Source organism: Clostridium sp. SHJSY1, from assembly GCF_031626875.1.
Lineage (GTDB): Bacteria > Bacillota > Clostridia > Clostridiales > Clostridiaceae > Clostridium.
The window spans coordinates 45,640-71,411 of sequence record NZ_JANDMF010000029.1 but is presented as its reverse complement, the minus strand read 5'-3'; the positions used below and the strand labels follow the sequence as shown (position 1 = coordinate 71,411).

25 protein-coding genes and 1 pseudogene are annotated in these 25,772 nt (G+C 28.2%); 19 read left to right on the top strand and 7 right to left on the bottom strand.

Translation table 11 applies throughout. From position 1 onward, the window contains the following. The first annotated feature begins 309 nt into the window (after positions 1–309). Positions 310–726: a hypothetical protein gene (locus NNC19_RS13830; RefSeq protein ID WP_310939253.1), complete on the top strand. Its 417-nt coding sequence runs from the start codon at positions 310–312 to the stop codon at positions 724–726. Between the two features lie 86 nt (positions 727–812). On the opposite strand, the pseudogene NNC19_RS13825 reads toward NNC19_RS13830, so the two are convergent. Together NNC19_RS13825 and NNC19_RS13820 are read right to left on the bottom strand one after the other, a co-directional pair. Further along, a pseudogene (locus tag NNC19_RS13825) lies at positions 813–1,004 on the bottom strand (peptide deformylase); the annotation flags it as partial. Continuing rightward, positions 998–1,234: a helix-turn-helix transcriptional regulator gene (locus tag NNC19_RS13820; RefSeq protein ID WP_310939259.1), complete on the bottom strand. Its 237-nt coding sequence runs from the start codon at positions 1,232–1,234 to the stop codon at positions 998–1,000. The pseudogene NNC19_RS13825 and the gene NNC19_RS13820, both read right to left, overlap by 7 nt. Before the next feature lie 303 nt (positions 1,235–1,537). On the opposite strand from NNC19_RS13820, the gene NNC19_RS13815 reads away from it, so the two are divergent. The 3 genes from NNC19_RS13815 (at position 1,538) to NNC19_RS13805 (ending at position 3,258) form a co-directional block, all read left to right on the top strand. Beyond that, positions 1,538–1,900, top strand: coding sequence for a hypothetical protein (locus NNC19_RS13815; RefSeq protein WP_310939251.1), 363 nt, complete (start codon positions 1,538–1,540; stop codon positions 1,898–1,900). A gap of 32 nt (positions 1,901–1,932) precedes the next feature. Then, positions 1,933–2,427 carry a GNAT family N-acetyltransferase gene (locus tag NNC19_RS13810; RefSeq protein ID WP_310939250.1) on the top strand — a complete coding sequence of 165 codons (495 nt, stop codon included), beginning with the start codon at positions 1,933–1,935 and terminating at the stop codon, positions 2,425–2,427. A 78-nt stretch (positions 2,428–2,505) separates the two neighbouring features. Beyond that, positions 2,506–3,258: a class I SAM-dependent methyltransferase gene (locus NNC19_RS13805; protein ID WP_310939249.1), complete on the top strand. Its 753-nt coding sequence runs from the start codon at positions 2,506–2,508 to the stop codon at positions 3,256–3,258. Positions 3,259–3,296: 38 nt separating this feature from the next. Here the strand turns inward: NNC19_RS13805 and NNC19_RS13800 are convergent, their stop codons facing one another. Further along, entirely contained in the window at positions 3,297–4,469 is a 1,173-nt protein-coding gene (locus NNC19_RS13800) for an acyltransferase family protein (protein ID WP_310939248.1), read from the bottom strand. A 374-nt stretch (positions 4,470–4,843) separates the two neighbouring features. On the opposite strand from NNC19_RS13800, the gene NNC19_RS13795 reads away from it, so the two are divergent. The 4 genes from NNC19_RS13795 to NNC19_RS13780 all read left to right on the top strand — a co-directional run bounded on the left by NNC19_RS13795 (position 4,844) and on the right by NNC19_RS13780 (position 10,401). Then, complete coding sequence (locus NNC19_RS13795) at positions 4,844–8,467, top strand: family 43 glycosylhydrolase (RefSeq protein WP_310939247.1); 3,624 nt, start codon at positions 4,844–4,846, stop codon at positions 8,465–8,467. 479 nt (positions 8,468–8,946) lie between these two features. After that, complete coding sequence (locus tag NNC19_RS13790) at positions 8,947–9,129, top strand: hypothetical protein (RefSeq protein WP_310939246.1); 183 nt, start codon at positions 8,947–8,949, stop codon at positions 9,127–9,129. A gap of 55 nt (positions 9,130–9,184) precedes the next feature. Further along, positions 9,185–9,769: a hypothetical protein gene (locus NNC19_RS13785; protein WP_310939245.1), complete on the top strand. Its 585-nt coding sequence runs from the start codon at positions 9,185–9,187 to the stop codon at positions 9,767–9,769. 41 nt (positions 9,770–9,810) lie between these two features. Continuing rightward, complete coding sequence (locus tag NNC19_RS13780) at positions 9,811–10,401, top strand: DUF4291 domain-containing protein (RefSeq protein WP_310939244.1); 591 nt, start codon at positions 9,811–9,813, stop codon at positions 10,399–10,401. Positions 10,402–11,112: 711 nt separating this feature from the next. On the opposite strand, the gene NNC19_RS13775 is transcribed toward NNC19_RS13780, so the two are convergent. Beyond that, complete coding sequence (locus tag NNC19_RS13775; protein WP_310939243.1) at positions 11,113–12,291, bottom strand: MerR family transcriptional regulator; 1,179 nt, start codon at positions 12,289–12,291, stop codon at positions 11,113–11,115. A 224-nt stretch (positions 12,292–12,515) separates the two neighbouring features. Between NNC19_RS13775 and NNC19_RS13770 the strand changes: the two genes are divergently transcribed. Together NNC19_RS13770 and NNC19_RS13765 are read left to right on the top strand one after the other, a co-directional pair. Next, the gene (locus tag NNC19_RS13770) at positions 12,516–13,049 is read left to right on the top strand and encodes an RNA 2'-phosphotransferase (protein ID WP_396136430.1); all 534 of its coding nucleotides are present in this window, start codon (positions 12,516–12,518) and stop codon (positions 13,047–13,049) included. A 20-nt stretch (positions 13,050–13,069) separates the two neighbouring features. Continuing rightward, the gene (locus tag NNC19_RS13765; protein WP_310939242.1) at positions 13,070–13,468 is read left to right on the top strand and encodes a hypothetical protein; all 399 of its coding nucleotides are present in this window, start codon (positions 13,070–13,072) and stop codon (positions 13,466–13,468) included. Here the strand turns inward: NNC19_RS13765 and NNC19_RS13760 are convergent. Next, positions 13,461–14,522: a galactose ABC transporter substrate-binding protein gene (locus NNC19_RS13760; protein WP_310939257.1), complete on the bottom strand. Its 1,062-nt coding sequence runs from the start codon at positions 14,520–14,522 to the stop codon at positions 13,461–13,463. The genes NNC19_RS13765 and NNC19_RS13760 overlap by 8 nt on opposite strands. A gap of 178 nt (positions 14,523–14,700) precedes the next feature. On the opposite strand from NNC19_RS13760, the gene NNC19_RS13755 reads away from it, so the two are divergent. Further along, positions 14,701–15,450 carry a hypothetical protein gene (locus NNC19_RS13755; protein WP_310939241.1) on the top strand — a complete coding sequence of 250 codons (750 nt, stop codon included), beginning with the start codon at positions 14,701–14,703 and terminating at the stop codon, positions 15,448–15,450. Positions 15,451–15,500: 50 nt separating this feature from the next. On the opposite strand, the gene NNC19_RS13750 is transcribed toward NNC19_RS13755, so the two are convergent. After that, on the bottom strand, positions 15,501–16,325 hold the full coding sequence (locus NNC19_RS13750; protein WP_310939240.1) for a DUF6544 family protein: 825 nt from the start codon (positions 16,323–16,325) through the stop codon (positions 15,501–15,503). A 159-nt stretch (positions 16,326–16,484) separates the two neighbouring features. Between NNC19_RS13750 and NNC19_RS13745 the strand changes: the two genes are divergently transcribed. The 4 genes from NNC19_RS13745 to NNC19_RS13730 all read left to right on the top strand — a co-directional run bounded on the left by NNC19_RS13745 (position 16,485) and on the right by NNC19_RS13730 (position 21,842). Beyond that, positions 16,485–17,555 carry an HD domain-containing phosphohydrolase gene (locus tag NNC19_RS13745; RefSeq protein ID WP_310939239.1) on the top strand — a complete coding sequence of 357 codons (1,071 nt, stop codon included), beginning with the start codon at positions 16,485–16,487 and terminating at the stop codon, positions 17,553–17,555. Between the two features lie 17 nt (positions 17,556–17,572). Beyond that, a complete protein-coding gene (locus NNC19_RS13740) occupies positions 17,573–20,422 on the top strand; it encodes a response regulator (RefSeq protein WP_310939238.1) in 2,850 nt (949 codons plus the stop codon). A 37-nt stretch (positions 20,423–20,459) separates the two neighbouring features. Then, the gene (locus NNC19_RS13735) at positions 20,460–20,822 is read left to right on the top strand and encodes a response regulator (RefSeq protein ID WP_310939237.1); all 363 of its coding nucleotides are present in this window, start codon (positions 20,460–20,462) and stop codon (positions 20,820–20,822) included. A 168-nt stretch (positions 20,823–20,990) separates the two neighbouring features. After that, complete coding sequence (locus tag NNC19_RS13730) at positions 20,991–21,842, top strand: transporter substrate-binding domain-containing protein (RefSeq protein ID WP_310939236.1); 852 nt, start codon at positions 20,991–20,993, stop codon at positions 21,840–21,842. A gap of 165 nt (positions 21,843–22,007) precedes the next feature. On the opposite strand, the gene NNC19_RS13725 is transcribed toward NNC19_RS13730, so the two are convergent. After that, entirely contained in the window at positions 22,008–22,508 is a 501-nt protein-coding gene (locus tag NNC19_RS13725; protein WP_310939235.1) for a GNAT family N-acetyltransferase, read from the bottom strand. A gap of 334 nt (positions 22,509–22,842) precedes the next feature. Here NNC19_RS13725 and NNC19_RS13720 point away from each other — a divergent pair, with 334 nt between their 5' ends. The 4 genes from NNC19_RS13720 to NNC19_RS13705 are packed head-to-tail and all read left to right on the top strand — an operon-like array spanning position 22,843 to position 25,770. Next, the gene (locus NNC19_RS13720; protein WP_310939234.1) at positions 22,843–23,163 is read left to right on the top strand and encodes a metalloregulator ArsR/SmtB family transcription factor; all 321 of its coding nucleotides are present in this window, start codon (positions 22,843–22,845) and stop codon (positions 23,161–23,163) included. A gap of 29 nt (positions 23,164–23,192) precedes the next feature. Next, on the top strand, positions 23,193–23,579 hold the full coding sequence (gene arsD / locus NNC19_RS13715) for an arsenite efflux transporter metallochaperone ArsD (protein ID WP_310939233.1): 387 nt from the start codon (positions 23,193–23,195) through the stop codon (positions 23,577–23,579). Between the two features lie 21 nt (positions 23,580–23,600). Next, the gene (gene arsA / locus NNC19_RS13710) at positions 23,601–25,346 is read left to right on the top strand and encodes an arsenical pump-driving ATPase (RefSeq protein ID WP_310939232.1); all 1,746 of its coding nucleotides are present in this window, start codon (positions 23,601–23,603) and stop codon (positions 25,344–25,346) included. A gap of 13 nt (positions 25,347–25,359) precedes the next feature. Beyond that, positions 25,360–25,770: an arsenate reductase ArsC gene (locus tag NNC19_RS13705; protein WP_310939231.1), complete on the top strand. Its 411-nt coding sequence runs from the start codon at positions 25,360–25,362 to the stop codon at positions 25,768–25,770. Positions 25,771–25,772 lie beyond the last annotated feature (2 nt).

The following is a 25,772-nucleotide window of genomic DNA, read 5'->3' as shown; positions in this document are numbered from 1 at the left end:
AGTTTCTATAGTCTTAGTAACTGCCATTTGTTTTTCCTCCTTTCATTTGGTTTCACATAAGATATATACAGAAAATATAGAAATGCTTATGTTTTTATAGAAAAATTTGTTTTTATGCAATTGGCATTGCATTATAATTATTTTTTTATGCTGATTGCATTTAATTACATGACTTAAAGTACTAAAAAGTGATTAAAAAAACATTTAAAATAAAGATAAGAATTAAGAAAAAATCTCTTATGTATCTTTATAAAAGAAACGATAATTTTAATAGTAGGATTTATATATAATTAATGGGAGGTAGAATTTATGCAAGTATGGGAAAAATATTATGAAGAGTGTTCAATGCCACAAAGATTTGAATTAGAAGCATTAGTAAATGACAAAAATGGGCTTAAGTTGAGATTATCAGATTATGAAAGTGATAATAAATTTGTAGATATTATTTTTAAAGATGGCCCAGTTGCATATAGATGTTTAGATGAAGTGGAATATTTAAAAACTATGAATTATTTAAATAACACATATGAAAGTGAATATTTTGAGGATTGTAAAATATTTAAGGTTAAAAATTCAGAATTTATGGAATGGATTAAAAATGAGAGCTTTGAAACCTTTGATTGTGAATCTAAAGGCTGTGAACAATATGTAATTTTTACTGTTAAAGAGGTAATTGAGGTAATAACATGTAGTAAACCTGAACTATTAATATATCAGTACTGTTAAAGGTATAACTAAATGGTTACTAAGTTAATATTGAATAAATAAAGGGCAATAATGTTTATTTTATTTATTGCCCTACTATGTTATCTCTAATATTTTATATATTCTGTGACTAAGTCAGTAAAAAGGATACCATCTAGACGATCTATTTGATGACAAAAACATTTTGCCAAATCCTTTGTACCAATTAATTTGATATCTTTACAATCTTCATTTAGTGCTTTTATTGTAACTTTTGCAGGTCTTTTCAATTTCCCAAATATGTTAAGAATACTTAAACAACACCTTTACTTTGATCAGCTCTAGATTTTCTTTCACTTTCTTCAAAAAGAAATACTTCTTCTATATTTCTATGAAATACTTTAGCAATATCGTATGCTAACCATATAGATGGATCAAATTTTTCTTTTTCAATAGAATTAATTGCCTGTCTTGATTCAACTACAAGATTACCTAATTGTTCTTGGGTTAGACCTAAAGATTCACAAAACTGTTTTAATCGATTTTTCATTGTTTTTAGCAAAACAGCATACTAAAAAGCTCAGTTACTAAGTCCACCTCGTTTCTATATATTGTAACATTGACCTTACATAAATAATATAGTACTATCTAAAATTTTTATCACGTTAACCTTACATTTTGGAGTAATAATGAATTTGTTAAAGTAAAATAAGTTATGTCCACTAAATATATTTTGTGGTAAAATATTACTATTAATAATAAAGGACACAATTTAGAAGCAAGGATGTGTAATTAGATAATGAAATACAATAAAAATAAGAAAAAAATTCTAATAATATGTTTATTTTTTATTATGATAATACCATTAATGGATTCTCGTTTCTATTTGAGCTACATATTAAATAAAGAAGATTATATAGTTGAAAATGCAATCATAACTAATATTGATTTTTATCATAGTGGAAGGTCTGGTTCATATCAAAGTAGTGTTGAATATCAGGTTGAAGATAAAATTTTAACAGGTAAAATCAGAACAGATATTAGGGATTTTGTTGGAAAAGAGATTACTATTAGTGTTAATAAAAATAATTATGCTAAAATATTTCCTAATAAATATGTTTTTGAAAAGAAACCTATTTTTCATTCTATAATTATTGGAGGTGTTACTATTTGTACAATTTTTTTAATTGTTGATTTGATTAGAAAAAGAAAGTAGGAGTTTTAAAAACTCAGATTTAGGGGGATTAAATGTTATTTAAAACAAAAGAATTTTATATAGATAAAGCCAAGGAAGAAGATTTTCATGATATTATTGATATTTATAACTCGAATAAAAATTTTCTCTTAATTCATATGGATAAAGAAAATATAACAAAGAGCTGGCTAACTAATGAATTTAAACAGATGGAGAATGTAGGTTTTTATTCTTGTAAGATTGTAGATATAGATTCAAATAAGATCATAGGGTTAATGGATTTCAAAATAGAAGAAGAAACATATTTATCCCTTATGATGATACATGGAAATTTAAAAAATAAGGGGATGGGGAAGAAAGTCTTTCAATCCTTTGAAGAATATGTCTTGTCAAAAGAAAGTAAGAAAATTAAGATTGATGTAGTTATTAATTATAGTAAAGATGTCCTTACGTTTTGGCGTAATAATGGATTTGTTAAAGTAAAAGAAGTTGAGTTAAATTGGACGGGAAAAGTATTACCTGCTATAACTATGATGAAAATATTATAAAGGAGGTTAAAATGAATATAATGTATATAGGTAAACATAATCTATAACTATAAATTATTCATGATTGGAGCTGGTAAGTTGAATAGAAAGGTAATTAATTGGAATTGGGAGAATGTTGATGCACAGAAGAGTTTTTTAGAGTGGCAAGGAATGCCAGATGAAAAAGTAACAAGGGAAGAAGTTTCTAAGATAGAAAGCATTCTTAATATACATCCACCTCTAAAAATATTGGACATAGGTTGTGGGGTAGGGAGGCATTCAATTGAATTTGCTCAAAGAGGATATGATGTCAGAGGTATAGATGTGGCAGAAACTTATTTAAATCAGGCAATAGAAAGAGCTAAAATACTTAATTTGAATATTACATTTGAATTAGAAAGAGGATCACAGATTGCTGAATGTAAAGCATATGATTTTGTAATTGCTTATTATCACACATTAGGTTTTATGGAAGATAAGGAGTTAGAGATTCAGTTAAGTAATATTTATAATTCCATAAAGGAAGGTGGAAAGTTTCTTTTGAGAACAGCAGGCCCACAGATTATTCCTTCTATAATACAAGAGAAAAGAAGAGATTGGGCAGAGAAAGATAAAAAATATATATTAAGTGAAAAATTTATTGAAGATGGATATAGGATAGAAAATTGCATAATGATTGATACAATTAAGGATGAAATTATAGAATACAGAGAAAGACAAAGAGCATTTTCATTTCAGGATGTTATTAATTTGTTAAGTGATTCAGGATTTTCTAATATAGATTGTTATAAGGATTTAGATGGTAGTTTTGCTGATGATGAAGAGTTTGGAGTGTATGTATGTACAAAATAAATGAAGGGCAATAGGCATAGTTAAAATGTTTATTGCCCTTAAATTTTTAAAGAAAATAATTTTCTCAAGAAAGGAATCTTCCTAAGTAAATAAACAAATCCAAAACAAGTAGGTAGTACAATTAAAGTTACAGAATACATCTTTACCACAGGATTTAGTTTAACAGAACTTAAGTACATAGTAACAGCAACTAAAATTGGTGGATGAAAAACATATACTCCAAAAGCATTTTTTGAAATGAATGAAACAAAATTGCTTTGAGTGTTGAATTTTTCTCGAAAGATAACTAATATCCCTATAGAGATAGCTATGGAAAAGAAAGATTCCAATGTTGAGTAGGTTACTGATTGCCATGTTAATCCTCCAAATAGTAAGTTAGTATCCTTTGAAGTTTTAAACATTAAAATTATCCAAAGAGGTAATCCAATAAATAAGCCAAGCTTAAACCAAAACATCCCTAGTTTGTATGGAATAGCTGACAATATGCTAGTTTTATACGTTATGATCCCAACTAAAAAAAGTATTATATATGAAGGAAAATATCCAAGTTGTATAAAGTTTCCTGGAGTTGTATTAAATAAAAGAACTCCAACAGGAATGAAAATCCTTGTTAAAAATAGAAAAAATGCTATAATAACAATTAACAGGAATACTTTTCCATTTCTCAAATATATGGGAAGTTTTCTGATTTTAGTATCTATTGTTGATTTTTTAAATAATCTTTCTACTATTATATATACAAAAGTAAAAATAAGTAAAGCTAAAGTAAACCACAAAGGCCCTGAACAACTTAGAAATCTGAATGAAATTATATAATTTATGTACCATGATAAAAAGTCCTTCGATTTAATGTTATTAAATGAATCAATAATCAGCATGGTAATAGGATGAATTATAATCATATAAATTAAAGTTGGAATTCCAAGTCTCAAAAGTCTTTCTTTGATAAATGCTTTATGTCCTTTTTTATGAGAGGATCTTGCTGAAAAATACCCTGAGATAAAGAAAAGCAAGCCCATAAAATATGCTTGATTAAGGGAACCGTATATTCTAAATAACAATGTTGAAATAATATCAGTATTTGCAGGTTCTTTATAATACCATAATCCAATGTTGCTATAGGTAACATTTAGATGCATAATTACAATAAAAATAATGATAAACCATCTAATGTTATCAATGTACAATAACCTGCTTTTATGTTTGTGCATAATAAGCCCCCTTTATGATAGAATCAAGGTTTTAATGCTGAAAGTACATAGTATATAATTTTTAATGTCAATGTTTACATGGCGAATTTCAGCATGTTTAAAGAAAATTTTCACTTTGAGTATTATTCTGGCTATTTTAAGATAAATCTATTTATTTATTCTTTGTATTATAAGAAAATTATATTATAAATAACTAAAATTTTTCTTATAAATACTTTTTACTAATATGATATTTGTTGGCTAGAATAGTGAAAGGGCAATTTACTGATATATCTTATGATACCGTATACATAACAGGAGTGACTTATAAGAGCTTTAGTATTATATAGTGATTTAAGCTACTTCTAATTAACATATTTAAAGGGGGAGTTGTTGTGAGAAAGGTAAAAATCAAAAATATTTATAAGAGGGCATTATCTATAGCAATTGCTAGCACTATGTTTTCTATGATGTCTGGAGGGTTTATTGCCAGAGCTGATAATGAAAATTTAGAAAATCATTTGAAATTGCATTATGATTTTAGTCAGAAAGAAGGAAGCACACTTAAGGATGTTTCTAATAATGGAAATGATGGTCAATTATTTGGTGGTGCTACTTATGTAGAAGGCATTGGTAATGGAGCTTTGCAGCTTGATGGTGTTAATGGTTATGTTAAATTACCAGATAACATTACTAGTGGCTTGAGTGATTTTACAATTAGTACAACTTATAAAATAGACTCAGCTTCACAATGGGCTAGACTTTTTGATTTTGGAAGTGGTGTAGATAATTATATGTTCTATACGCCAACATCTAATCAAAGCACTTCAAGAATTGCTTTTAGCAAAAACTCTAAAGAGACTTATTATGATACAACAAAGTTAGTAAATGACACTAATACTTGGAGAAACCTAACTTTAGTTATGTCTAAAGGTAATTTAACCATTTATGATAATGGTGATGAAATATTAAATAAAAAGGTTGATGTAACTTTAAATCATTTAGGAAATACAACAAGAAATTTTATTGGGAAATCTCAATATGATGGAATACTTTCAAAATATAATGATCCTTATTTTAAGGGAAAAATAGCTGATTTCAAAATATATGATACAGCACTTGATAAAGATAATGTAAAAGAATTATCTTTGGGCCTAGAAGGGGATTTATTAAGTAGTGATGTAAAAAAATTATCATTAAATAATACAGAAGTCAGTGGAGATATCACTTTACCAGCAGTTGGAGAATATGGCTCAAAAGTTACTTGGACTTCAAGCAATAATGATGTTATAACATCAGAAGGTAAAGTTAATAGACAAGCTGTGAATACTAAAGTTAAATTAATAGCAACAGTAACTAGAGGGGAATTAAGCTCTACAAAAGATTTTGATGTTACAGTTTTAGCTCCAAATCAAAAGGAAGATATACAAAAAGATTTCAATGAATTATCTGTTGGACTTGTTACTGTAGCCACTGAAGACTTATATCTTAAAACAACTGCCAAATATGGATCAACTGTTTCATGGAAATCTTCAGATACATCATTAATAGAAGATAACGGAAAAGTCCATAGACCAGCAAAAGGAGAAGGAAATAAAAACGTAACTTTGACAGCAACAATAAGAAATGGAGATTATACTATGTCTAAAGATTTCGATGTAAAAGTTTTAGAGGAATATTCAGCATATGTAATGGCTTATTTTACAGGAGAACAAACTGAAATAAGTGATTCATTACATCTTGCTTATAGTTATGATGGGGTTAATTGGACAGCACTTAATAACAATAAAGGTATTTTATTCCCAAAAACAGGAACTAAGCATATTCGCGATCCTTTCTTATTTAGAAAACAAGATGGATCATTTGGATTACTTGCAACTAACAATTGGAGTAGCAATCAAATTTACACTTGGAATTCCAATGATATGATTAATTATAGTGATGAAAATCTCGTTACCATGAATTCAGATGGACAACATGCATGGGCACCAGAATGTATTTATGATAAGAAAAATGGACAATATAGAATCTTTTGGTCTGGAAATGTAATTTATTCTAATACAACAAGTGATTTTAAAACTATGTCAGATCCTAAGGAATACTTTAATCCAGGCTATTCAGTAATTGATGCAACTGTAGTAGAAAATAATGATTCCTATTATATGGTTTATAAAGATGAAACTAATTCAGGTAAGAGTATAAAAGTTGCTAAATCTAATTCTTTAGAACCAGGTAGCTTTAATGTTATCACTAATAATTTCATAACAAATTCTAAATGTGAAGGGCCAACAGTAGTCAAATCTTTAAATTCAAAGGATTGGTATGTATTATATGACAGATATTATGAAGGTAAATGGGGAGCAGTAAAAAATACTAACCTAGATGATGAAGCTGGCTGGAAAACTTTAAGTGGTACTGAATTTACAATACCAAAGGGTGCAAGGCATGGAAGTACTGTTAAGGTTACAGAAGCTGAACTTGATAATTTGAAAAATAAACTAGGAAATGTAACCAATACTGGAGTAGAAGATGTTACAGTTACAACTAAAGAAGGGGTAAAGCCAGAGTTACCAAATAAAGTACAAATGAAGTATAGTGATGGCTCTACTGAAAAGATGGATGTAAATTGGGAGAATGTTGATGAAAGTAAGTATAAAAGTGAAGGTTCTTTTGAAGTTAAAGGAACTGTTCCAAATTTAGATGAATATTCTAAACCATTGATTGAGCAAAGAGCAGATCCATATATATACAAGCATTCTGATGGATATTATTATTTCACAGCTACAGTTCCTGAATATGATAAGATTGTTTTAAGAAGATCAAAAACAATTGAAGGATTAAAGGATGCAGAGGAATTTACAATATGGACAAAACATGCTACTGGAGAGATGGGGTCTCACATATGGGCACCAGAGCTTCATTATATTGATGGAAAATGGTATATGTATTTTGCAGCCGGAGGAGCAGAAGATGTATGGGGAATAAAACCTTATGTGCTAGAATGCGATGGGGACAATCCAATAGATGGAACTTGGACTGAAAAGGGAGTTGTTCAAAAAGCAACTGAAAATAATTCGGTAGTTAATGCTTTTTCAAATTTCTCACTTGATGCAACTACATTTGAACTTAATGGACAAAGATATCTAGTATGGGCACAAAAAGATGCAGCAGGTAATTCTAGTCTATATATGGACAAGATGGTTAATCCATATACAATAGAAGGTAATCCTATTCTTTTAACTTCACCAGAGTATGGATGGGAAACTATTAGATATAATGTTAATGAAGGGCCAACTGTTATAAATAAAAATGGAAAAGTATTTATATTATTTTCAGCAGCTGGAACAGGCTCAGAATATTGTGTGGGCATGCTACAAGCAGATGAAAAAAGTGATTTGATGGACAAAACTTCTTGGAAGAAGACAGCTTATCCTGTATTAACAACTGAAGATTTAAAAGGAGAATATGGACCAGGACATTGCACATTTACAGTAGATGAGAAAGGTAATGATATTTTAGTTTATCATGCAAGATCTTATGCAGAAATAAGTGGAGATCCATTAAATGACCCTAATAGAGGTGCAAGAATTTTAAGAGTTCACTGGAATAGTGATGGAACTCCAAATTTAAGAATGTCTAACGAAGATGTTTTAAATGATAAATTTAAGACTGTTACAGCAACAGTAAATGTAGTTAAAAAGGAAAAAACTATAACAAGTATAGATAAGACTAGTTTAACTACAGAAGTAGGAAAATCTGTTGATTTACCAAATGTTGTGAATGTAAATTATAGCGATGGCACACAGAGTCGGGTTGAAGTATTGTGGAATAAATATAATGAAGAATTACTAAATAAACCTGGAAAATTTGAAGTTGAAGGAACTGTTCAAGGAATAGAAATTAAAGCTGTAGCTGAAATCACAGTTTTAAAACCAGACATTCCAGATCCATCTATTTTTGATATCATTAAGAATTTCTTTGATAATATATTAGATTGGTTGAAGAAGATATTTAATTAACTCCTTCTTTAAGAAAGATATATACAAAAAAATCAAGATATGCTTAAAAATATTTAGGAAGATGAATAAATATTTCTAAATTGGATAAAAATTATAATGAGGTTAAGTGGAAATTGCGATAATTTTTGCTAATTAAAAAAGAATCTAAGATATAATATTCGGAGTGTTATATCTTGGGTTCTTTTTCTGTTTATATAAAAAGGTTATTATTATATTAATAAATATAATAAGGAGTAGGTTAAATGAACTATAAAGATTATAAAATGATAAAAATAGGTAATTATTGCTCAGTAGGAATATTTGGAGATAATATTTAAATGAGGTATTTATGGCGGCTTGCTTATGAGGAGATTAAGTGTAATAAACATCCAAGAGGGACTTATTGTGAAATAATAAAATAATTACCTAAAGTTAAAATAAAATGTTAAAATGTTGTAGAGTAAAAATTTTTAGTAAGAAATAAATTTAAGGTGAATTTTATGAGAAATAGAAAAATAGACATATGGATTAAGCTTGCTATAATTTTAATAATAATAGTATTAGGCAGGTTTTTATATTGTGTTAGTAATGGAGAGTGGAAAAAAGAGATTTTACAAACAATAAGTATAATAACATCAGCAACTGTTATTATATACTTACGATGTAAAAAAGAAAAGCAATAAAAGAAAATGTACCATTATAGGACAAGCTACTTGTGGTTCAAATTAAGGGGGAAAAATGAAAAAAATATTTGTGGGATTAATAATATGTGCAGCAACAATTGCTTGTGTTAAATTTATTTCATATTCAAATGAATATAGAATACCAGATGATAAAAAACAATTAGAAAATTTTATAATGGATTATGATAATTCAGAACTTATGAATAATGTAGATGAAATTCCTGAAATCAGAAATGACCTAGATTTAGATGATAAGAAATTTATCTTCTCTACTTTTACTAATTTCACTGGTTACACAGAACTTAAGAAAGGATTTAATGATAAATATAAAATTATTTCTCAAGGACGTGATGGCAATTACATAGATAATAGAGTATTTGAAACAAATAAAGGGAAGTATCTTGTTTTTTGGGGTAAAAATCCTCATAGGAAAATTTCATCTGTAAGTGCAGAATTGGAAGGTAAAAGATATAGAATTATGATACCTGAAAAAGAATACTATATGAGCTATTGCAAAGTTCCAGCTGATATAAAAAATCAAATTTCTTCTATAGAAAATATAAAGTTATTTGATAAAGATGATATTGATATTTCTGATGAAATGTTTGAGGTTTTACTTAGGGGACAATCAAAAAATTAATAATTTTTCAATTGAGATTTTTAGAATGGAGAATAAATGAAATGAAGAATAATACTAATGATAATATTACAGAAAAGACTAGAGAAATACGTGCTTTGTATGATGAAACAACAATTAGGGTATATCAAGCATATAACGATAAAATTGCTGATGAAGCTATAATGTTAGGGACATTTGGACAAAGTTTTAAGATGGAGAGAATGACTTGGATTAAACCATCATTTTTATGGATGATGTATAGATCAGGATGGGCAACAAAAGATGGACAAGAAAGAATATTAGCAATTGATATAAAGCGAGAAGGATTTAACAAAATTGTTGAAGGTGCTGTGATATCTTCATTTGGTGAGAGTGACTACACATCTTATGAAGAGTGGCAAGATAAAATTAAAACATCAGAAGTTAGATGCCAATGGGACCCTGATAGAGATATATTTGGAAACCCATTAAATAGAAGAGCTATTCAGCTAGGTTTAAAGGGAAGTATGGTTAAAAGCTATGTACATGATTGGATTGTGAGAATTACTGATATTACTGATGAGGTGATTAAAATTAGAGAATCAATAAAATCAAGGGCTTTTGAGGAAAGTATGTTACCAGTTGAATATAAATATTGTTTTGATGAATTATAAGTTTAAGAAAAATAGAATTTGAATTGAAAAGTTATATTAAAACAATAAATGAATTTTTAAATTATTGATAGCTTATATATCCCATAGCTTTACCTTCTACAATCAAAATAAAATTTATAATATGAAATCCCAAAATTCCAAGACAAACAAAGAAACTAATAAAATTAAATAATGTTATGAATAAGCCAAAAAAAATACAATATATAGAATTAAATATAGCAAAATTTAATTGCAGTTTTAAAAATTCATTAGATTTCAAAAATGTTATTTTGTATTTTCTATTATATCTTTTAGTATAATAATTAAGGTTATCTTTACGTAAAAAAGAGTATATTAAATAAACAATACCTAAAAATACTAATAATAACCCGAAAAGATTCATTTTATTCACTCCTCGAAACAATAATATAGATTGATTGATACTTCATTATAAAGCAAAATGAGAAAATATTACAAGCATTTAATGAGGAGAAAAGTAAACATGTTTCAAAAAAAATAATTTGATAAAAAATAAATAATATTATAGAATTGTTAGGAAAATATATAATAGGGGATAAAACATATGATAAAAAAAGGAGCTTTATACAGATTACATACTTATTAAAAATATGAATAAGATAACTGAAAATTATAATGAAAAACTAGAAAGAATACAAGTAAATTAAAAAATTAGGGACAGAGGTTGTGGTAAACTTCTATCCCTTTAAATTTTTAATCATTATTTTCGCAATAAAACTTAAAAGATTCTCCAATAAATCTAGCTCCACCTTTCCCAAATTTCTTATCTGTAGGACTCAGATCATTATTGGCATTTTTTAAATAAAGATCAGCTAAACTTGAAATAACTGCATTAGATTTCAAGCCAGAATCTATTCTATAAAAATCATAATTCTCTTTAGTTGTTTCAGCTATTTCATGAACAATTTCTTGAATCTCTTTGGAAGTAGGGTCTTTACTTAAATCAGATGTTAACTTTACATATAATCTATCTAATTTAGGCATCTTATCTTTTAAATGAATTTTAAAAACCTCTCCCCAGAATTTAGCTGAGCCACTACCATATTTTTTATCAATTATTTCTATCCATTTTGGCTCTTTAGAAAAACTTTTAGAGTGATGATACCAACGAGTATCACCTTTAATATCCATATTAAAAAGTTTATAATCCTTTTTTACTGTATCAGTTATTTCTTTAGCTATTTGTTGAATTTCTTCTGAAGAGGGATCCTTAGTTAAATCTGACAAAAGCTTTACAGATAATTCTTTCAACTTTGGATTATTATCATTAAGAAAGTCATCTTCAAATTTATCTGTTTCATCAGAAATAGTTGTTAACATAGGATTGTTTAAGCCCTCTTTCATAGCTTCAACAAAATTTTTCATACTTCCATAAGTTTTGGTAGCACCTTCAACTATCTTGTCCTCATTTGCTTTAATTTCTTCTAGCATTTCATTAAATTTATCTGGGTCTCCAAAACGTTTAATAGCTCTATTTTTGTCTTTATTATTATATTCTTTCAATATATTATAATATTCAGTCATATCAAATTCTTCAAAACTCATAGTATTCTCTCCCTTTATGGTTTTATTTATAAGCTCTATCAAGCCATTTAATCTATTTCGTTTTATGATTAGTAGCTTTTTTTGATTTTCTAGAGCTTGCATTTTATTAAAATTAGGTTTATCCATGATTTCTTTAATTTCTTTTAGAGGTATGTCAAGTTCCTTAAAAAATAAAATTTGTTGTAAACTTTCAAGAACTTCATCATCATAAAGCCTGTAACCTGCATCTGTAACTGTACTTGGTTTTAGTAAGCCTATTTCATCATAGTAATGCAGCATACGTACACTTATTCCTGTCAAATCTGAAACTTGTTTTACTGTTCTCATGGTTATTCCTCCAAATATGATTTTAGAGCTATAAATGCCAACCAAATACTCTGCCGGCTATGAATTGTGGTGGATATTTCCAAGCTCTACTTTTATATTACACTATGACATGGTGTTAGGGTCAACACTTTAAGGCCTATGTTAAGGATATTTTTAAATAATCTGTAATAAAAAATGATATAATCTATATAACAAATGAAGGGGAGTGGATTATTATTAATTACTTGAAATTAGGCAAAGAAATATCATATGCACTTAGACATGCTCCATGGGAATATGAATTAGAATTAGATGAAGGGGGATGGGTTAGTGTTGAACAATTATTAACTGCATTAAAAGAAAATAGCAAGTGGGAAAGTATAACCAAAGAAGACTTAGAATATATAATTAAAAATTCAGATAAAAAGAGGTATGAGTTAGTTGATGAAAAAATAAGAGCTTTATATGGACATTCTGTGCCAATGAAGATATTAAAAGAAAGTCAAGAGCCACCTGATGTATTATTTCATGGCACAGCAAGACGTTTTATGGAATCTATAAAAAACTTAGGATTACAGCCAAAAGGAAGGCAATATGTTCATTTGTCAGCAGATATAGAAACTGCATTTCAAGTTGGAAAAAGGCATGATAATAAGCCAGTTCTTCTAATGATAGATGCAAAAAAAGCTTGGAAAGATGGTATTAAATTTTATTTAGGTAATGATAAAGTTTGGTTAGCTGATTATGTTCCTAGTAAGTATATACATGGATTTGAATAAAAAGAATAAGGAGAATTAGTATGTTTGCATCATTAAGAAAAAAACCATTTATATTATTAGGTGTGGCTTTAACTATTATAGTGTTAATTATCGTAATAAAAATGGAAAGTTCTAATACAACTACAGCCTCAAATGCTAAAGGTGAAGAAATAATAGCAGAAGCGGATACAGATAAACAACTAGCTAATGAAGATGAAACTGAAAAATCTGATAATACAGATGTACAACAAAAAGCTGTTCAAGAGCCTGATCCGGTTCAAACACAAGAGAAAGTAGAGAAAGATACTAATCCTATTAATAAAGAGGAGAGTAACAAGCAAAATACAAAAGAAAAGACAACAACACCTAATAATAGTCAAGAAACTCAATCTGCTTCACAACCTAAAGGAAATATTAAATTCTTTATGCAATCTAGTTGAACATTGTGCCAACATATTCATCAAAAGGAATACGTACTGCCACACCTGTTTCATCTAATTTATATTGTGTTCCTTCAATAGGATTTTTATTATTAATTAAGTTCATTCCAGTTGCATAGATAGCTTTAACCATTTCTAGGGGGTCTTGCGATGGAGAACCTAATATGATTCCTTGTGAAATAAGTTCCTTAGCTTCAGGAACTAAGTCAACTCCAACGATTGGAATTAGCTTGGATTTATCGTCCTTATTATAACCATATTTTTGAAGAGCTTCAACAGCACCAATTGCCATGGAATCATCATTTGAAATTATTGCTTCTATTTTGTTGCCATATCTTTTTAATAACGAATCTACTGTACTACGAGCTAAATCAGTATTCCAATTTAAAACAGGAGCAGCTAGTTCTTGTGTTTTTATACCAGCTTCTTGAATAGTTGAAATAGAATATTTTGCTCTATTAAGAGCTGTGTTATTAAAGGCTTCACCGATTAGTATTACATATTGTAATATGTTATCTTTATTTTTATCAATAACATCTTTATGTTTGTTCCAAGCATCTGAAATCATTTTTCCTTGCAAAATACCAGCTTGTTTTGAGTTTGTTCCTACATATAATGCTTTTTTATAAGACTTTAGTGGATCCAAAGAAAGTGGTTCTCTATTAAAAACTATTACAGGAACATTATATTGGGAAATTCGTGCAATCATTTCTTTTATATTATTAGTATTAACCATATCTAATAATATAAGATCTACACCTTCCTTAAGTTTATGATTAATTTCTGAGTTTTGTATTTCTTCATTTGATTTAGCATCATAAAAATTAAACATAACTTTGCCTTCATTGTTTTTTTGGATATCTTCAAAGTTTTTACGAAGATATTGAAGATAGTCATCAGTAAGGTCTTTTGCAAATAAAGCTATTTTAACAGGGACTCTAGATGAATCAACAGGATCAATCTCTAAAGCCATATAATGCTTAAATCCTGGTATTATATTTAGTATTATAGTTGTAATTATATATATGGCTAAGGTTTTCTTTAATAATTTCATCACATTTGAGTCCTCCTAATTAATGCATTTATAGCTTTATTATGTGTTTTTATAAGAAGTTTATACTAAATTAATATTGTTTTAGTAGATTTAGTAATTACACCTATAGCTGTTTACTAATATGAGAAAATGTGGCAAAATTAAAAGAGAGATATATTAAATGAATAAGGTGAAAATTATGAAGTGTAAAGTAGCAATAGAGGTTATAGCAGTTATGTCTACTATTTTTTTAATTTCATGTAGTAGTAAAAGTACAGGAAGTTTTTCAAAAGAAGTAGCTCCATATACAAAAGAAGATTCAAGTGAATATACATATAAATTTAATAGAGAAAACATAGTTATGAATAATAGTTGTAGCAATTTAAAAATTGTAAAAAGTGATTCTGATGAAATTAAAGTTAGCATAAAAAAATTAGTAGGTGGGGATAAAGAAGAAAACTTACAAGAAGCTTTAGATAATATTAAATGTAGCCTTGAAGACAACATTCTAAAAATAGGGCCAGAAACAGATGATAAAGAACTTATAAATTCTAAAAATATTGAAACCACCTTAAGTATTCCACAAAGTATTACTTCCCTAGACATAAAAAGCAATGTGGGAGATATTAATTTAGAAGGAGATTATAGCAATTTAAGAGTAAATGAAGAAGTTGGAAGGTTATCATATACAGGCAATTTACAACAAGCAAGCATATCAGCAAATGTTGGGGATATTAATTTAAACTTACAGCAATTAGATGCTAGCAATAAATATGATATTAATGGTAGAGCTGGGGATGTTAATATTAAGATTCCAAAGGATAGCTCAATTAATTTAACAGGATCAAGTGTTAAAGATATTAAACTTGGAAAAGAAATTAATTCAAGTAGTGAGGGTTCTACATTTGAAATAAATAGAACAGTTTCAGACATAAAAATTGATAATTAGAATAATATAGTCCTGGTTTTGTAGAATTTTTACAAAACCAGGATTATTTTTTAACTTAATGCATCATAACTTATTTCCATGTTTTTACCATCAAAATATAATAAATCCCCTTCATCTAAATGCCATACAGCCTTCATAACTGTTGGGAGTTTTATTCCATTTATATCTCTATACTCTTCAAAGAGAGCAGACCAACTTACATTTTGTATAGTCTTATTTCCATCATTATATTCTCTATCTTTTGTTGTAAATCTTACAATAGCTCCATTACTATCAAATTCAAAAATTCCACTTGTAGATATTTCATAATAAGTTATATTAACTTTAACATGAGTCGCATCCAGTTCTTCAAAGTTAACAAAGTCTTGTAACAAAATATTTGGTATTACTAGGCTTTCAGATAAGTAAGTAACAAGGCATGCCTTGTTCATGGATGTACCTTTTTCATCAAATAAAGTTATAAGTTTTCCTATTTGCCCTTTCATCCTGCCTATACCATCTTCATAAGAATCAAGACCTTCAAAAGGGATACCCATGATGCTTGTATCAATTAAAGCAAACCTTTTGAGTTCAGATACAAAACTGTACAATGTATATTGTATTTTTAATTTCTTTGAGCCTTGCACAAAATTCACATCACTAAAATGAACTCTTGCATTAGACATTTTTGGGGTACTGATATAACCACAATAATGAAAGTATTTTTGCAACGGATTCGGTAATTTTGAAATATCTTCCTTGGTAAAGTTAACATGATTTTCTTCTAACTTGTTAGGATTATTTCTTATTAATTTTTTAAATTCAGATTTGATTGGAGAATATGGAATACAGAACCATACCAATATAGCTAAAATCAATATAATCAATAAAAACATAATTTCTCACCTCTATGTATTATATTTTACTATTATTTTGAAAAAGTGCATATAAAAATATAGCTGATAAATTAAGAAATGTAAATCTAGGTTATATTTATAAGGTATAGGGGAAAACTAAACTACTAGGTATTTATTTCTATCATTGGGAGGGGAAATATGAGAGTTATTAATGTCTCCAGTTTAAAGGGAGATGAAGTTCTTGGAAGGCAAATTTATGATGAATTAGGCAGAGTTTTACTTAATGTTGGAGTGAAATTGAAGCCTTTCTATATTGAAAAAATTAAAGAACTTGGGATTCATTCTGTTTATATTGATGATGAGATTTCAAAAAATGTGGTTATTGAAGAAAGTATTTCTGAAAAGACAAAGCAAATGAGTAAAATAGCCGTTAAGGAAATGGTTAGTAAATATTGTCGTGAAGGAAAAACGGATAGTAGTAGTGTTATGAATTCAGTAAATGAAGTAATCGAGGATATTTTGTCAAATAAAAATATACTGATAAATGTTGCAGAAATAAATTCAAGTGATAATAATATATATTCACATTCTATAAATGTGTGTACATTGGCAACAATAATAGGAACTCATATGGGATATAGCAGGTTAAATCTTAGGGATATATCTGCAGGTGCACTTCTTCATGATATAGGTAAGATAAAAATTATGAATGATAAGAAACTTCTAGCAGAATTTAAAACTAAGGAAGAATTAGATAAATATATTGAGGAGATGCATCCAAAGATTGGTTATGACTTTTTAGGAGAACAGCATGTTTGGAAAGCATCTGTTAAAGTAGCTGCACTAATGCATCATGAAAGGATTGATGGCAGTGGCTATCCATTAAAATTACAAGGTGATGAAATAAATAAAATTGCAATGATAGTGTCTGTATGTAATGAATTTGATAATTTGATATCAGGTAGAAATGAGGTGCAAAGTAAAAATGTCCATGAGGTTATTGAATATCTTATAGGCATGAGTAACATTTATTTTGATGAGGAAATAGTCAAAAAGTTTACCATGAATATTGCTGCTTTTCCAACAGGTAGTGGAGTAATTTTAAGTTCAAATGAAAAAGGATTAGTAGTAAGACAAAATAGCTCAATGCCAATGAGACCTGTAGTAAAGGTTATATATGATAGGCTTGGAAATTTACTTTCAGAACCTTATGAAATAAATTTATTAAAAGAGTTGACTCTTTTTATTAAAAAAACATGTGATCTTTAGATTGGGGGGGAGATTCTATGAGTAATGAAGATAATTGCACAAACATCAGGTATTCTAATGATTGTCTGAAATTAATTAACAAAACATTTCAGAAACTTTTAGATTTAGATAACATTAATCATAATATTGAATTAAAAAAATCTCTGGAGGAAATTGGCTTGTTTTTTGATTTAGATAGAATTTATATCTATTATTTTTCTAAGGATCTTACCTTTATGAAAATAGAATGTCAGTGGAATAAGAAAGATATAAAGCCTAAAAGGGAAATATCAGAAGATGAGGTGGTTTATGCACTCCCATGGTTAATTCGTTCCATAAAAAATGATGATTTAATAGTAATAAATGATACAGAAAAATTACCTAATGAAGCAGTATTGGAAAAAGAAATTTTATTGAAAGAAGGTGTAAAGTCTACACTTTTAGTTTCCTTAAAAAATGAAAAAAGTTTAATTGGATTTGTAGGATATGAAAGTTTATCAAAGATTATCAACTGGAAGGATGACCAGATTAATATATTAACAGATATTTCAAAGGTGTTCTCTTATATAAAAAACAGAATTGAAAAGGAAAAGTCATATGAATTAACACTTAATGGGCAAGCAATTTTACTAGATAATTCTGAGTCACAGATTTGGGCTTTAAGCAATGTCACTTCTTATTTAACTGTTAATACAGCTCATGCAAAGTTTTTTGGCATGGAGAAAAGTGATATGGAATATCAGGATTTATACGATATATTTGATATAGATACAGCAAATAAGTTTTCTGAAAGTAATTGGGAGTTATTTAAAAAGGATGAGTCAGCAGAAAAGGAACTTGAAATTGAGAATTGGAAAGGTGAAAAGAGGCTACTTCAAATTAGAAGCAATCCACATAAAGATGAGAAAGGTAATGTTAAGTTTCTTATTTGCACTGCTGAGGATATTACAGAACAGAGAAAAGCCGAAATGGAGCTATTTAAGGCAAAAGAACAAGCAGAAGCAGCAAATATTGCAAAGGGGCAGTTCCTTGCTAATATGTCTCACGAAATAAGAACACCTATTAATGGAATATCAGGATTTCTTCAACTTTTACAATCTACTGAATTGTCTTTTGAACAAAAAGAGTTTATACGTGAGGCTAAATTTGCTTCAGAAGTATTATTACATATTATTAATGATATATTAGATTTTTCAAAGATAGAAGCTGGGAAATTAATTATGGAAGAGATAAAGTTTAACTTAAGAAATACTGTTGAAGATACAGTTTCGATACTTGTACCTAAAGCTCTAGAAAAGGGGGTTGAACTTTATACCATGATTAAGGGTAATGTTCCAGAAGAGGTTGTGGGAGATCCATCACGACTTATGCAGATATTAATCAATCTTATAAATAATGCAATAAAATTTACTCATAAAGGCGAGATTTCTGTTACAGTTGAATGTATGGAAGAAGTGAATGAAATAGCTATACTTAGATTTGAAGTAAAGGACACTGGAATTGGAATTCATAAAGAACATATAAGTAAAATCTTTAAATCATTTAGTCAAGCAGATGCTTCTACAACAAGAAAATATGGAGGAACAGGCCTTGGGCTTGCAATTTCAAATGAATTAGTTAAAATGATGGGAGGTGAAATTTCTGTTGAAAGTGTAGTTGATGAAGGGTCCACATTTAAATTCGATGCAAAATTGAAGGTAAGTAAAAGAGCTTCCAAACAGAAATTTTCCTTTGATAAACTTAATGGAGTGAATATTTTAATTGTTGATAGCAATGAAAATAATAGGAAAATATTTAATTCATATCTTGAAGATGTTGGACTTAAAGTATTTGAAGAGAAAGATGCCGCCAGTGCCATTAATAGGATTTTTACAAATGCGAATATGAAAAATAAAATAAGTGTTGCTATAATAGATTATCAACTTAAAGATATGAATGCTTATGAACTTGCAACTACATTAAAAACAATACCTTTTGCAAAGGATATAAAGTTAATAATAGTATTTTCTGCAACTAAAATTGGGTGTGATAAGGCGATGAAGGAATATGGATTTTTATCTTGTTTAAACAAACCAGTAAGAAAGGATGAATTACTCCAGTCTATTGCTTCTGTATTAGACTTAAAAAAGGAAGATAAAGAAGATGATAAGCATATAACAAAGTCAATGGCAAAAAAAGTGGATAATTCAGAAAGACAGAAAATTTTATTGGTTGAAGATAATATAATGAATCGTAAAATTATTATAAAAATGCTTGAATTACATCATATGACTTGCGATGTGGCAGTGAATGGTGTTGAAGCATTAAAAGAAGTATCAGAAAAAGAATATGATATTATTTTTATGGATTGCCAGATGCCATTAATGGATGGATATGAATGTACATCAAAAATAAGGCTATTAGAAGGAGATAAGAAACATACTAAAATTATTGCAATGACTGCTAATGCTATGATAGGTGATTATGAAAAATGCATTGAGGCTGGAATGGATGATTATATTAGCAAACCTATTGATTTTGATATTATGTTTAATAAGATAAAAGAAAATACTAAAGAGAAAGGATTTATGTTCGACTATAATAATATAATAGATAATAATATTGAACAATTTGTAGAGACAACAGGGCTTAGCAAAGAAGATGCAAAGGAGATATTTGAAGATTATATAAAACATTTACCTGATTTATTTAAAGAAATTAATGATTCTATCATTCAATGTGACTTTAATAAATTGGCTGAAGTTATTCATGAATTAAAAGGCTCATCTGGAACTTTAGGTATAAATTCTATCTATGAATTATCAAAAAAACTAGAGGATGCAGCTTTAAAACAAGAAAAAGATGAATGTGTCAAACTTTTTGATAAGATGAAAGATTTGTTTCTATAGAAGAACTGAAAATAAGGTATACAAAGGAGTAGTTAATGTGAGAAAGGTGTTAATAGTTGATAATTCATCATATATGAGATTATTCATAAAAAAAATTATTGAAAAAATAGAGAGTAGTAGCATATTTGAAGCATCAGGAAAAGATGAGGCAATAGAATCATTTAATAAAGAACAACCAGATATTGTATTTTTGGATTTAAACATGTCTGAGGCTAGGATGGATGGTATCACTGTATTATCTGAAATAATGAAAATAAATCCTGAAACAGTTGTAATTATTACCTCAGCAGTAGGACATGAGCATGTAAAAGATGAATGTTTGCAGCTTGGAGCTAAAGAATATATAAGGAAACCTTTTGATACTAAAGAATTAATTGCTATATTAGATAAATATGAATAATGCAATGTTATTGTATATAATTTACATTTGCAATAAAAACCTAGGAAAATCTTAAGTTTAGATTTTTTCTAGGTTTTTTATTTGTATATGAAAATAGATAGAGAGTAACAATATAAATATAAATTTAATATATTCTAAAAAATATATTTAAACTAAGGAGGAGCCTATGTGAAAAAATATTTTAAATTTTTAATTTCTATACTTATTATTTCAAATTTTATAGGTGATATAACATGTAGTACAAGAGAATTAGAAAACGAAGATAAAAGACAAATACAAACAGTAGATAGATTAGAGAAAATCAAAAAAACAGGTATTTTAAAGGTATTATCATCAGATGAAGAACCATTTTCATATAAAGATCCTAAAAGCAATGAATTTAAAGGAATAGATGCAGAGATTATAAATGAACTAGCTAACCGTTTAGGAATCAAAAAATTGGAGGTCAGATATGTTGCATTCCCTAATATATTAGAAGAATTAATTAAAGATCCAGAAGTGGATTTATTAGCACAAGCAATTTATATAACAGATGAGCGTAAAAAGATAATTAATTTCACAAATCCAATTTACAAAGAGCAAGATGCTATATTAATTAGAGAAGATTCAGGGATAAATAGTAAGGAAGACCTAAAGAATAAAATTATTTCTATAGTTGGAGGCACAGTATACGAAAATGTTGCTAAAGAATGGAAAAGACAAGGTGTGATAAAAGATTATAGACCTTTTTTTGATTTCAAATCTGCACAATATTCATTAGAAAATAAAATAGTAGATGCTCTATTAACTGATTCTATGATGGCAAAAAATATTGTTAAAACTAATCCTAAACAAAAATTAAAATTATTATCCAAAAGTCAATATACGCCACAGTTAAATTTGAATGTAGCAGTTGCTTTAAAGAAGGAAGATGTTTCATTATTAGATGCAATTAATGAGAAATTAGATGAGATGAATAAAGATGGAACTATATATGGAATATTATATAAGCATGGTTTTATTGAAAATTATATTTCATAGGATAGGTAAAATCCTATTGTGAATCTTTATTAAAATAACAAATAAATTTAAACAGATATACATGTTTTAGTAATGGTATTAAGAAAAGCTATAATTTAGTTATTTAATAAATAATTATAGCTTTTTATCATTACTTCACCATATTTCATTTTTAGTAGTATATTATTAATCAATTCCAACTATTTTACTCCTATGTTCCATTAATACAGTGTCATGCCAAATACCATCACCTGTTTTAGCAGGTTTTTCTCTTACTCCTATTTCTCTAAAACCACAAATTTTATGTAATTCTAAGCTTGAAATATTTTCTCGTATTATGCCAGATTGTAAAGTCCAAAAATTATTTTCTTCTGATAGTTTTATTAAATGATTTAATAAAGTTTTTCCAATACCTAATCTTCTATAGTCTGCTCCAATATAAATACTTACCTCAGCTACCCCTGAATAAACACATCTACTTGAAACAGAACTTAATGTTGCAAATCCAAGAACTTTTCCATTTGATTTAGCAACTAACCTACAAGATTTAATATGCCCTTTATCCCATTCTTCAAAGGTTGGAATTGAGTTTTGAAAGGTAGCTAAACCTGTATTAATTCCTTCTAGATAAATTTTAGAAACTTCATTCCAGTCAGAGTTTTTCATTTCTTCGATAGTATAAGTCATTATTAAAAATCCTCCTATAAAAAGATAAAAGATATGTTATGAAATTAATGTTAAAATATCAAGCTAACACTTTTAGGTAAAAAATCTATATAAGTAAATAATAAAGCTAATAGTTATTATTTACAACTATTGTATTTGAAACTTAAAATTTAATAACTTTTGATAAATAATTGGATGAAAAATAGATTTGTAACAAAACTTTATGTTTTAGAATACTATATAGATATATATTTATCTATAAATAAATCATAGAATTAAAATAGTGATAATATTGACTATGTATAGATGATGGTTTATATTGTATATAGATATATATCTATATGGAGGGTATAATATGAATATGGATTATGAAAAAAATGCAAAGCTTATGAAAGCTCTATCCGATCCAAGCAGACTAAAAATAATTGATATATTATCATGTGGAGAAAAATGTGCTTGTGATTTATTAGAACATTTTGATTTTACTCAACCAACCCTTTCTCACCATATGAAAGTATTAATAGATTGTGAGCTTGTTGGAGCTAGAAAAGAAGGGCTTTGGAATCACTATCATTTAAAGATTAATAATTGTAATAAGTTAACTTTATTTTTAATGAATTTAATAACAGAGACAGATGACTGTATCTGCAAAGGAAGAAAATGTGATTGTAAATAAAAAAATATGAATGATAGGAGTGAATTTATATGAAAAAAATGACTATATTTGACCCAGCTATGTGCTGTTCAACAGGTGTTTGTGGCCCTTCTGTAAATAAGGAATTATTAAGAGTTGCAACTACAATAAACACACTTAAAAATAAAGGGGTAGAAATAGAGAGATATAATCTTTCAAATAATCCTCAGTTTTTTGTAGATAATAAAGAGATAAATGAAATACTAAATACAAAGGGAGTAGATGCATTACCTGTAATTATAGTAGATGGAGTTATAGTTAAAGAAGGAAGTTATCCTACTAATGAAGAGTTTTGTAATTTACTAGAAATCCCAACAAGTTATTTAGAAGTTAATATAAAGATGCCTAACAATACAAAGAAACCAAATAAGGGTTGTGGATGCAAGGGTGGATGTTGATAAAAGAGAGGAAGAAGAAATATGTTTAATACATTTAATATAAAGGAAATTAACTTAACCAAATATTTATTTTTCACAGGAAAAGGTGGAGTGGGAAAGACTTCAACAGCATGTGCAGTAGCCTTATCTTTAGCTGATGATGGGAAAAAGATTATGCTTGTAAGTACTGATCCAGCATCCAATCTTCAAGATGTATTTGGAATAGAACTTGATAATAAAGGAGTACAAATTAAGGATGTCCCTAATCTAGTAGTTGCAAATCTTGAACCAGAAGTTGCTGCAGCTGAATATAGAGAAAGCGTTATTGGACCATATAGAGGAAAATTATCAGAGCCAGTAATGAAAAATATGGAAGAACAATTATCAGGTTCATGTACAGTAGAAATCGCAGCCTTTAATGAATTTGCTTCTATGATAACAAATGAAAAAGTCTTTAAAGAATATGATCATATTATATTTGATACAGCACCAACAGGCCATACCTTAAGAATGTTACAATTACCATCAGCTTGGAGTAATTTCATAGACGAAAGCACTCATGGGGCATCATGTTTAGGTCAACTTGCTGGACTTGAAGAGAAAAAGGGGATTTATAAAGATGCAGTAGATACCTTAGCTGATAAAGATAGAACAACTCTTATACTGGTATCTCGTCCAGAAAATTCACCACTTAAAGAGGCTGAAAGAGCTTCAGGGGAACTTCAAGAGATAGGTTTAAGAAATCAAATATTGATTATAAATGGTGTACTTCAAAGCCATGATGATAAACTTTCAACTGCTATTTATGAAAAGCAGCAAAAAGCATTAAAGAATATGCCAGAAAAATTTAAGGATATAGATACATTTGAGATTCCTTTAAGACCTTACAATATAACAGGCCTTGATAATGTTAGGGCTTTGCTTAAAGAAAATCATATTGTAATTAACATGGATTCCTTAAATAATGTGGATATACCAAAGCTAAGAAATGTTATAGGTGATCTTTATAATAGTGATAAAAAAGTTATATTTACAATGGGTAAAGGTGGAGTTGGAAAGACTACTATAGCCTCAGCAATAGCATTAGGGTTAGCTAAAAAAGGCAAGAAGGTTCACTTAACAACTACAGATCCTGCCGCTCATTTAAAGTTTGTATTAGATGAAAGCTATGGAATTTCATTAAGTAATATAGATGAGAAAAAAGAACTTGAGAAATATAGGCAAGAAGTAATAAGTAAAGCAAGAGAAAATAATATGACAGATGAGGACGTTGAATATATTGAAGAAGATTTAAGATCACCATGCACACAAGAAATAGCAGTCTTTAGAGCTTTTGCAGAAGTGGTTGAAAAAGCAGAAGATGAAGTTGTAGTAATAGATACAGCACCTACAGGACATACTTTGTTACTTTTAGATTCAACAGAAAGCTATAACAAAGAAATTTCTAGGTCAGAAGGAGATATACCAGATTCAGTAATTAAATTATTACCTAGATTAAGAAATGAAAAAGAAACAGAAGTTGTTATAGTAACTTTAGCTGAAACCACACCTGTTTATGAAGCTATTAGACTTCAAAAAGATTTAGAAAGAGCAGAAATTCATAGTAATTGGTGGGTAATAAATTCTAGTTTATATTCTACTAATACAACTAATGAAGTGCTAAAAGTGAAGGCAAGTAATGAAATTCAATGGATTAATAAAGTAGATGAAATTTCAAGAGGAAACTTTGCAGTGGTAGAGTGGAAAGAAGAAGACGTAAGAGGAAAAAATTTAATAAACCTAATTTGAAGGAGTGAAAAAAATGAAAGCAAAAGTAGCATTTGTATGTGTTCATAATTCATGCAGATCACAGATGGCGGAAGCTTTAGGAAAACTTTATGGAGCTGATGTATTTGAAAGTTATTCAGCAGGAACAGAAACAAAACCTGAAATCAATCAAGATGCAGTAAGGATAATAAAAGATTTATATAATATAGATATGAATGAGACACATAAATCAAAGCTTTTAGATGAAATTCCAGAAGTGGATGTTGTAGTGAAAATGGGTTGTAATGTTATATGTCCATATTTACCAGCAAAACATACAGAAGATTGGGGATTAGAGGATCCGACAGGGAAAAGTGATAAAGAATTTATAAAAACAGCAAAACAAATAGAAGAAAAGATAAAAGATTTGAAAGCAAGAATTAGTAATAATGAAATTGAATTATAAAT

Excerpts from the sequence above, each read along its gene's own strand:
- NNC19_RS13830 (WP_310939253.1), top strand. The coding sequence starts at position 310 with ATGCAAGTATGGGAAAAATATTATGAAGAGTGTTCAATGCCACAAAGA.
- NNC19_RS13820 (WP_310939259.1), bottom strand. The coding sequence starts at position 1,234 with ATGAAAAATCGATTAAAACAGTTTTGTGAATCTTTAGGTCTAACCCAA.
- NNC19_RS13815 (WP_310939251.1), top strand. The coding sequence starts at position 1,538 with ATGATAATACCATTAATGGATTCTCGTTTCTATTTGAGCTACATATTA.
- NNC19_RS13810 (WP_310939250.1), top strand. The coding sequence starts at position 1,933 with ATGTTATTTAAAACAAAAGAATTTTATATAGATAAAGCCAAGGAAGAA.
- NNC19_RS13800 (WP_310939248.1), bottom strand. The coding sequence starts at position 4,469 with ATGCACAAACATAAAAGCAGGTTATTGTACATTGATAACATTAGATGG.
- NNC19_RS13790 (WP_310939246.1), top strand. The coding sequence starts at position 8,947 with ATGAGAAATAGAAAAATAGACATATGGATTAAGCTTGCTATAATTTTA.
- NNC19_RS13785 (WP_310939245.1), top strand. The coding sequence starts at position 9,185 with ATGAAAAAAATATTTGTGGGATTAATAATATGTGCAGCAACAATTGCT.
- NNC19_RS13780 (WP_310939244.1), top strand. The coding sequence starts at position 9,811 with ATGAAGAATAATACTAATGATAATATTACAGAAAAGACTAGAGAAATA.
- NNC19_RS13775 (WP_310939243.1), bottom strand. The coding sequence starts at position 12,291 with ATGAGAACAGTAAAACAAGTTTCAGATTTGACAGGAATAAGTGTACGT.
- NNC19_RS13765 (WP_310939242.1), top strand. The coding sequence starts at position 13,070 with ATGTTTGCATCATTAAGAAAAAAACCATTTATATTATTAGGTGTGGCT.
- NNC19_RS13760 (WP_310939257.1), bottom strand. The coding sequence starts at position 14,522 with ATGAAATTATTAAAGAAAACCTTAGCCATATATATAATTACAACTATA.
- NNC19_RS13755 (WP_310939241.1), top strand. The coding sequence starts at position 14,701 with ATGAAGTGTAAAGTAGCAATAGAGGTTATAGCAGTTATGTCTACTATT.
- NNC19_RS13750 (WP_310939240.1), bottom strand. The coding sequence starts at position 16,325 with ATGTTTTTATTGATTATATTGATTTTAGCTATATTGGTATGGTTCTGT.
- NNC19_RS13745 (WP_310939239.1), top strand. The coding sequence starts at position 16,485 with ATGAGAGTTATTAATGTCTCCAGTTTAAAGGGAGATGAAGTTCTTGGA.
- NNC19_RS13740 (WP_310939238.1), top strand. The coding sequence starts at position 17,573 with ATGAGTAATGAAGATAATTGCACAAACATCAGGTATTCTAATGATTGT.
- NNC19_RS13725 (WP_310939235.1), bottom strand. The coding sequence starts at position 22,508 with ATGACTTATACTATCGAAGAAATGAAAAACTCTGACTGGAATGAAGTT.
- NNC19_RS13720 (WP_310939234.1), top strand. The coding sequence starts at position 22,843 with ATGAATATGGATTATGAAAAAAATGCAAAGCTTATGAAAGCTCTATCC.
- arsD (WP_310939233.1), top strand. The coding sequence starts at position 23,193 with ATGAAAAAAATGACTATATTTGACCCAGCTATGTGCTGTTCAACAGGT.
- arsA (WP_310939232.1), top strand. The coding sequence starts at position 23,601 with ATGTTTAATACATTTAATATAAAGGAAATTAACTTAACCAAATATTTA.
- NNC19_RS13705 (WP_310939231.1), top strand. The coding sequence starts at position 25,360 with ATGAAAGCAAAAGTAGCATTTGTATGTGTTCATAATTCATGCAGATCA.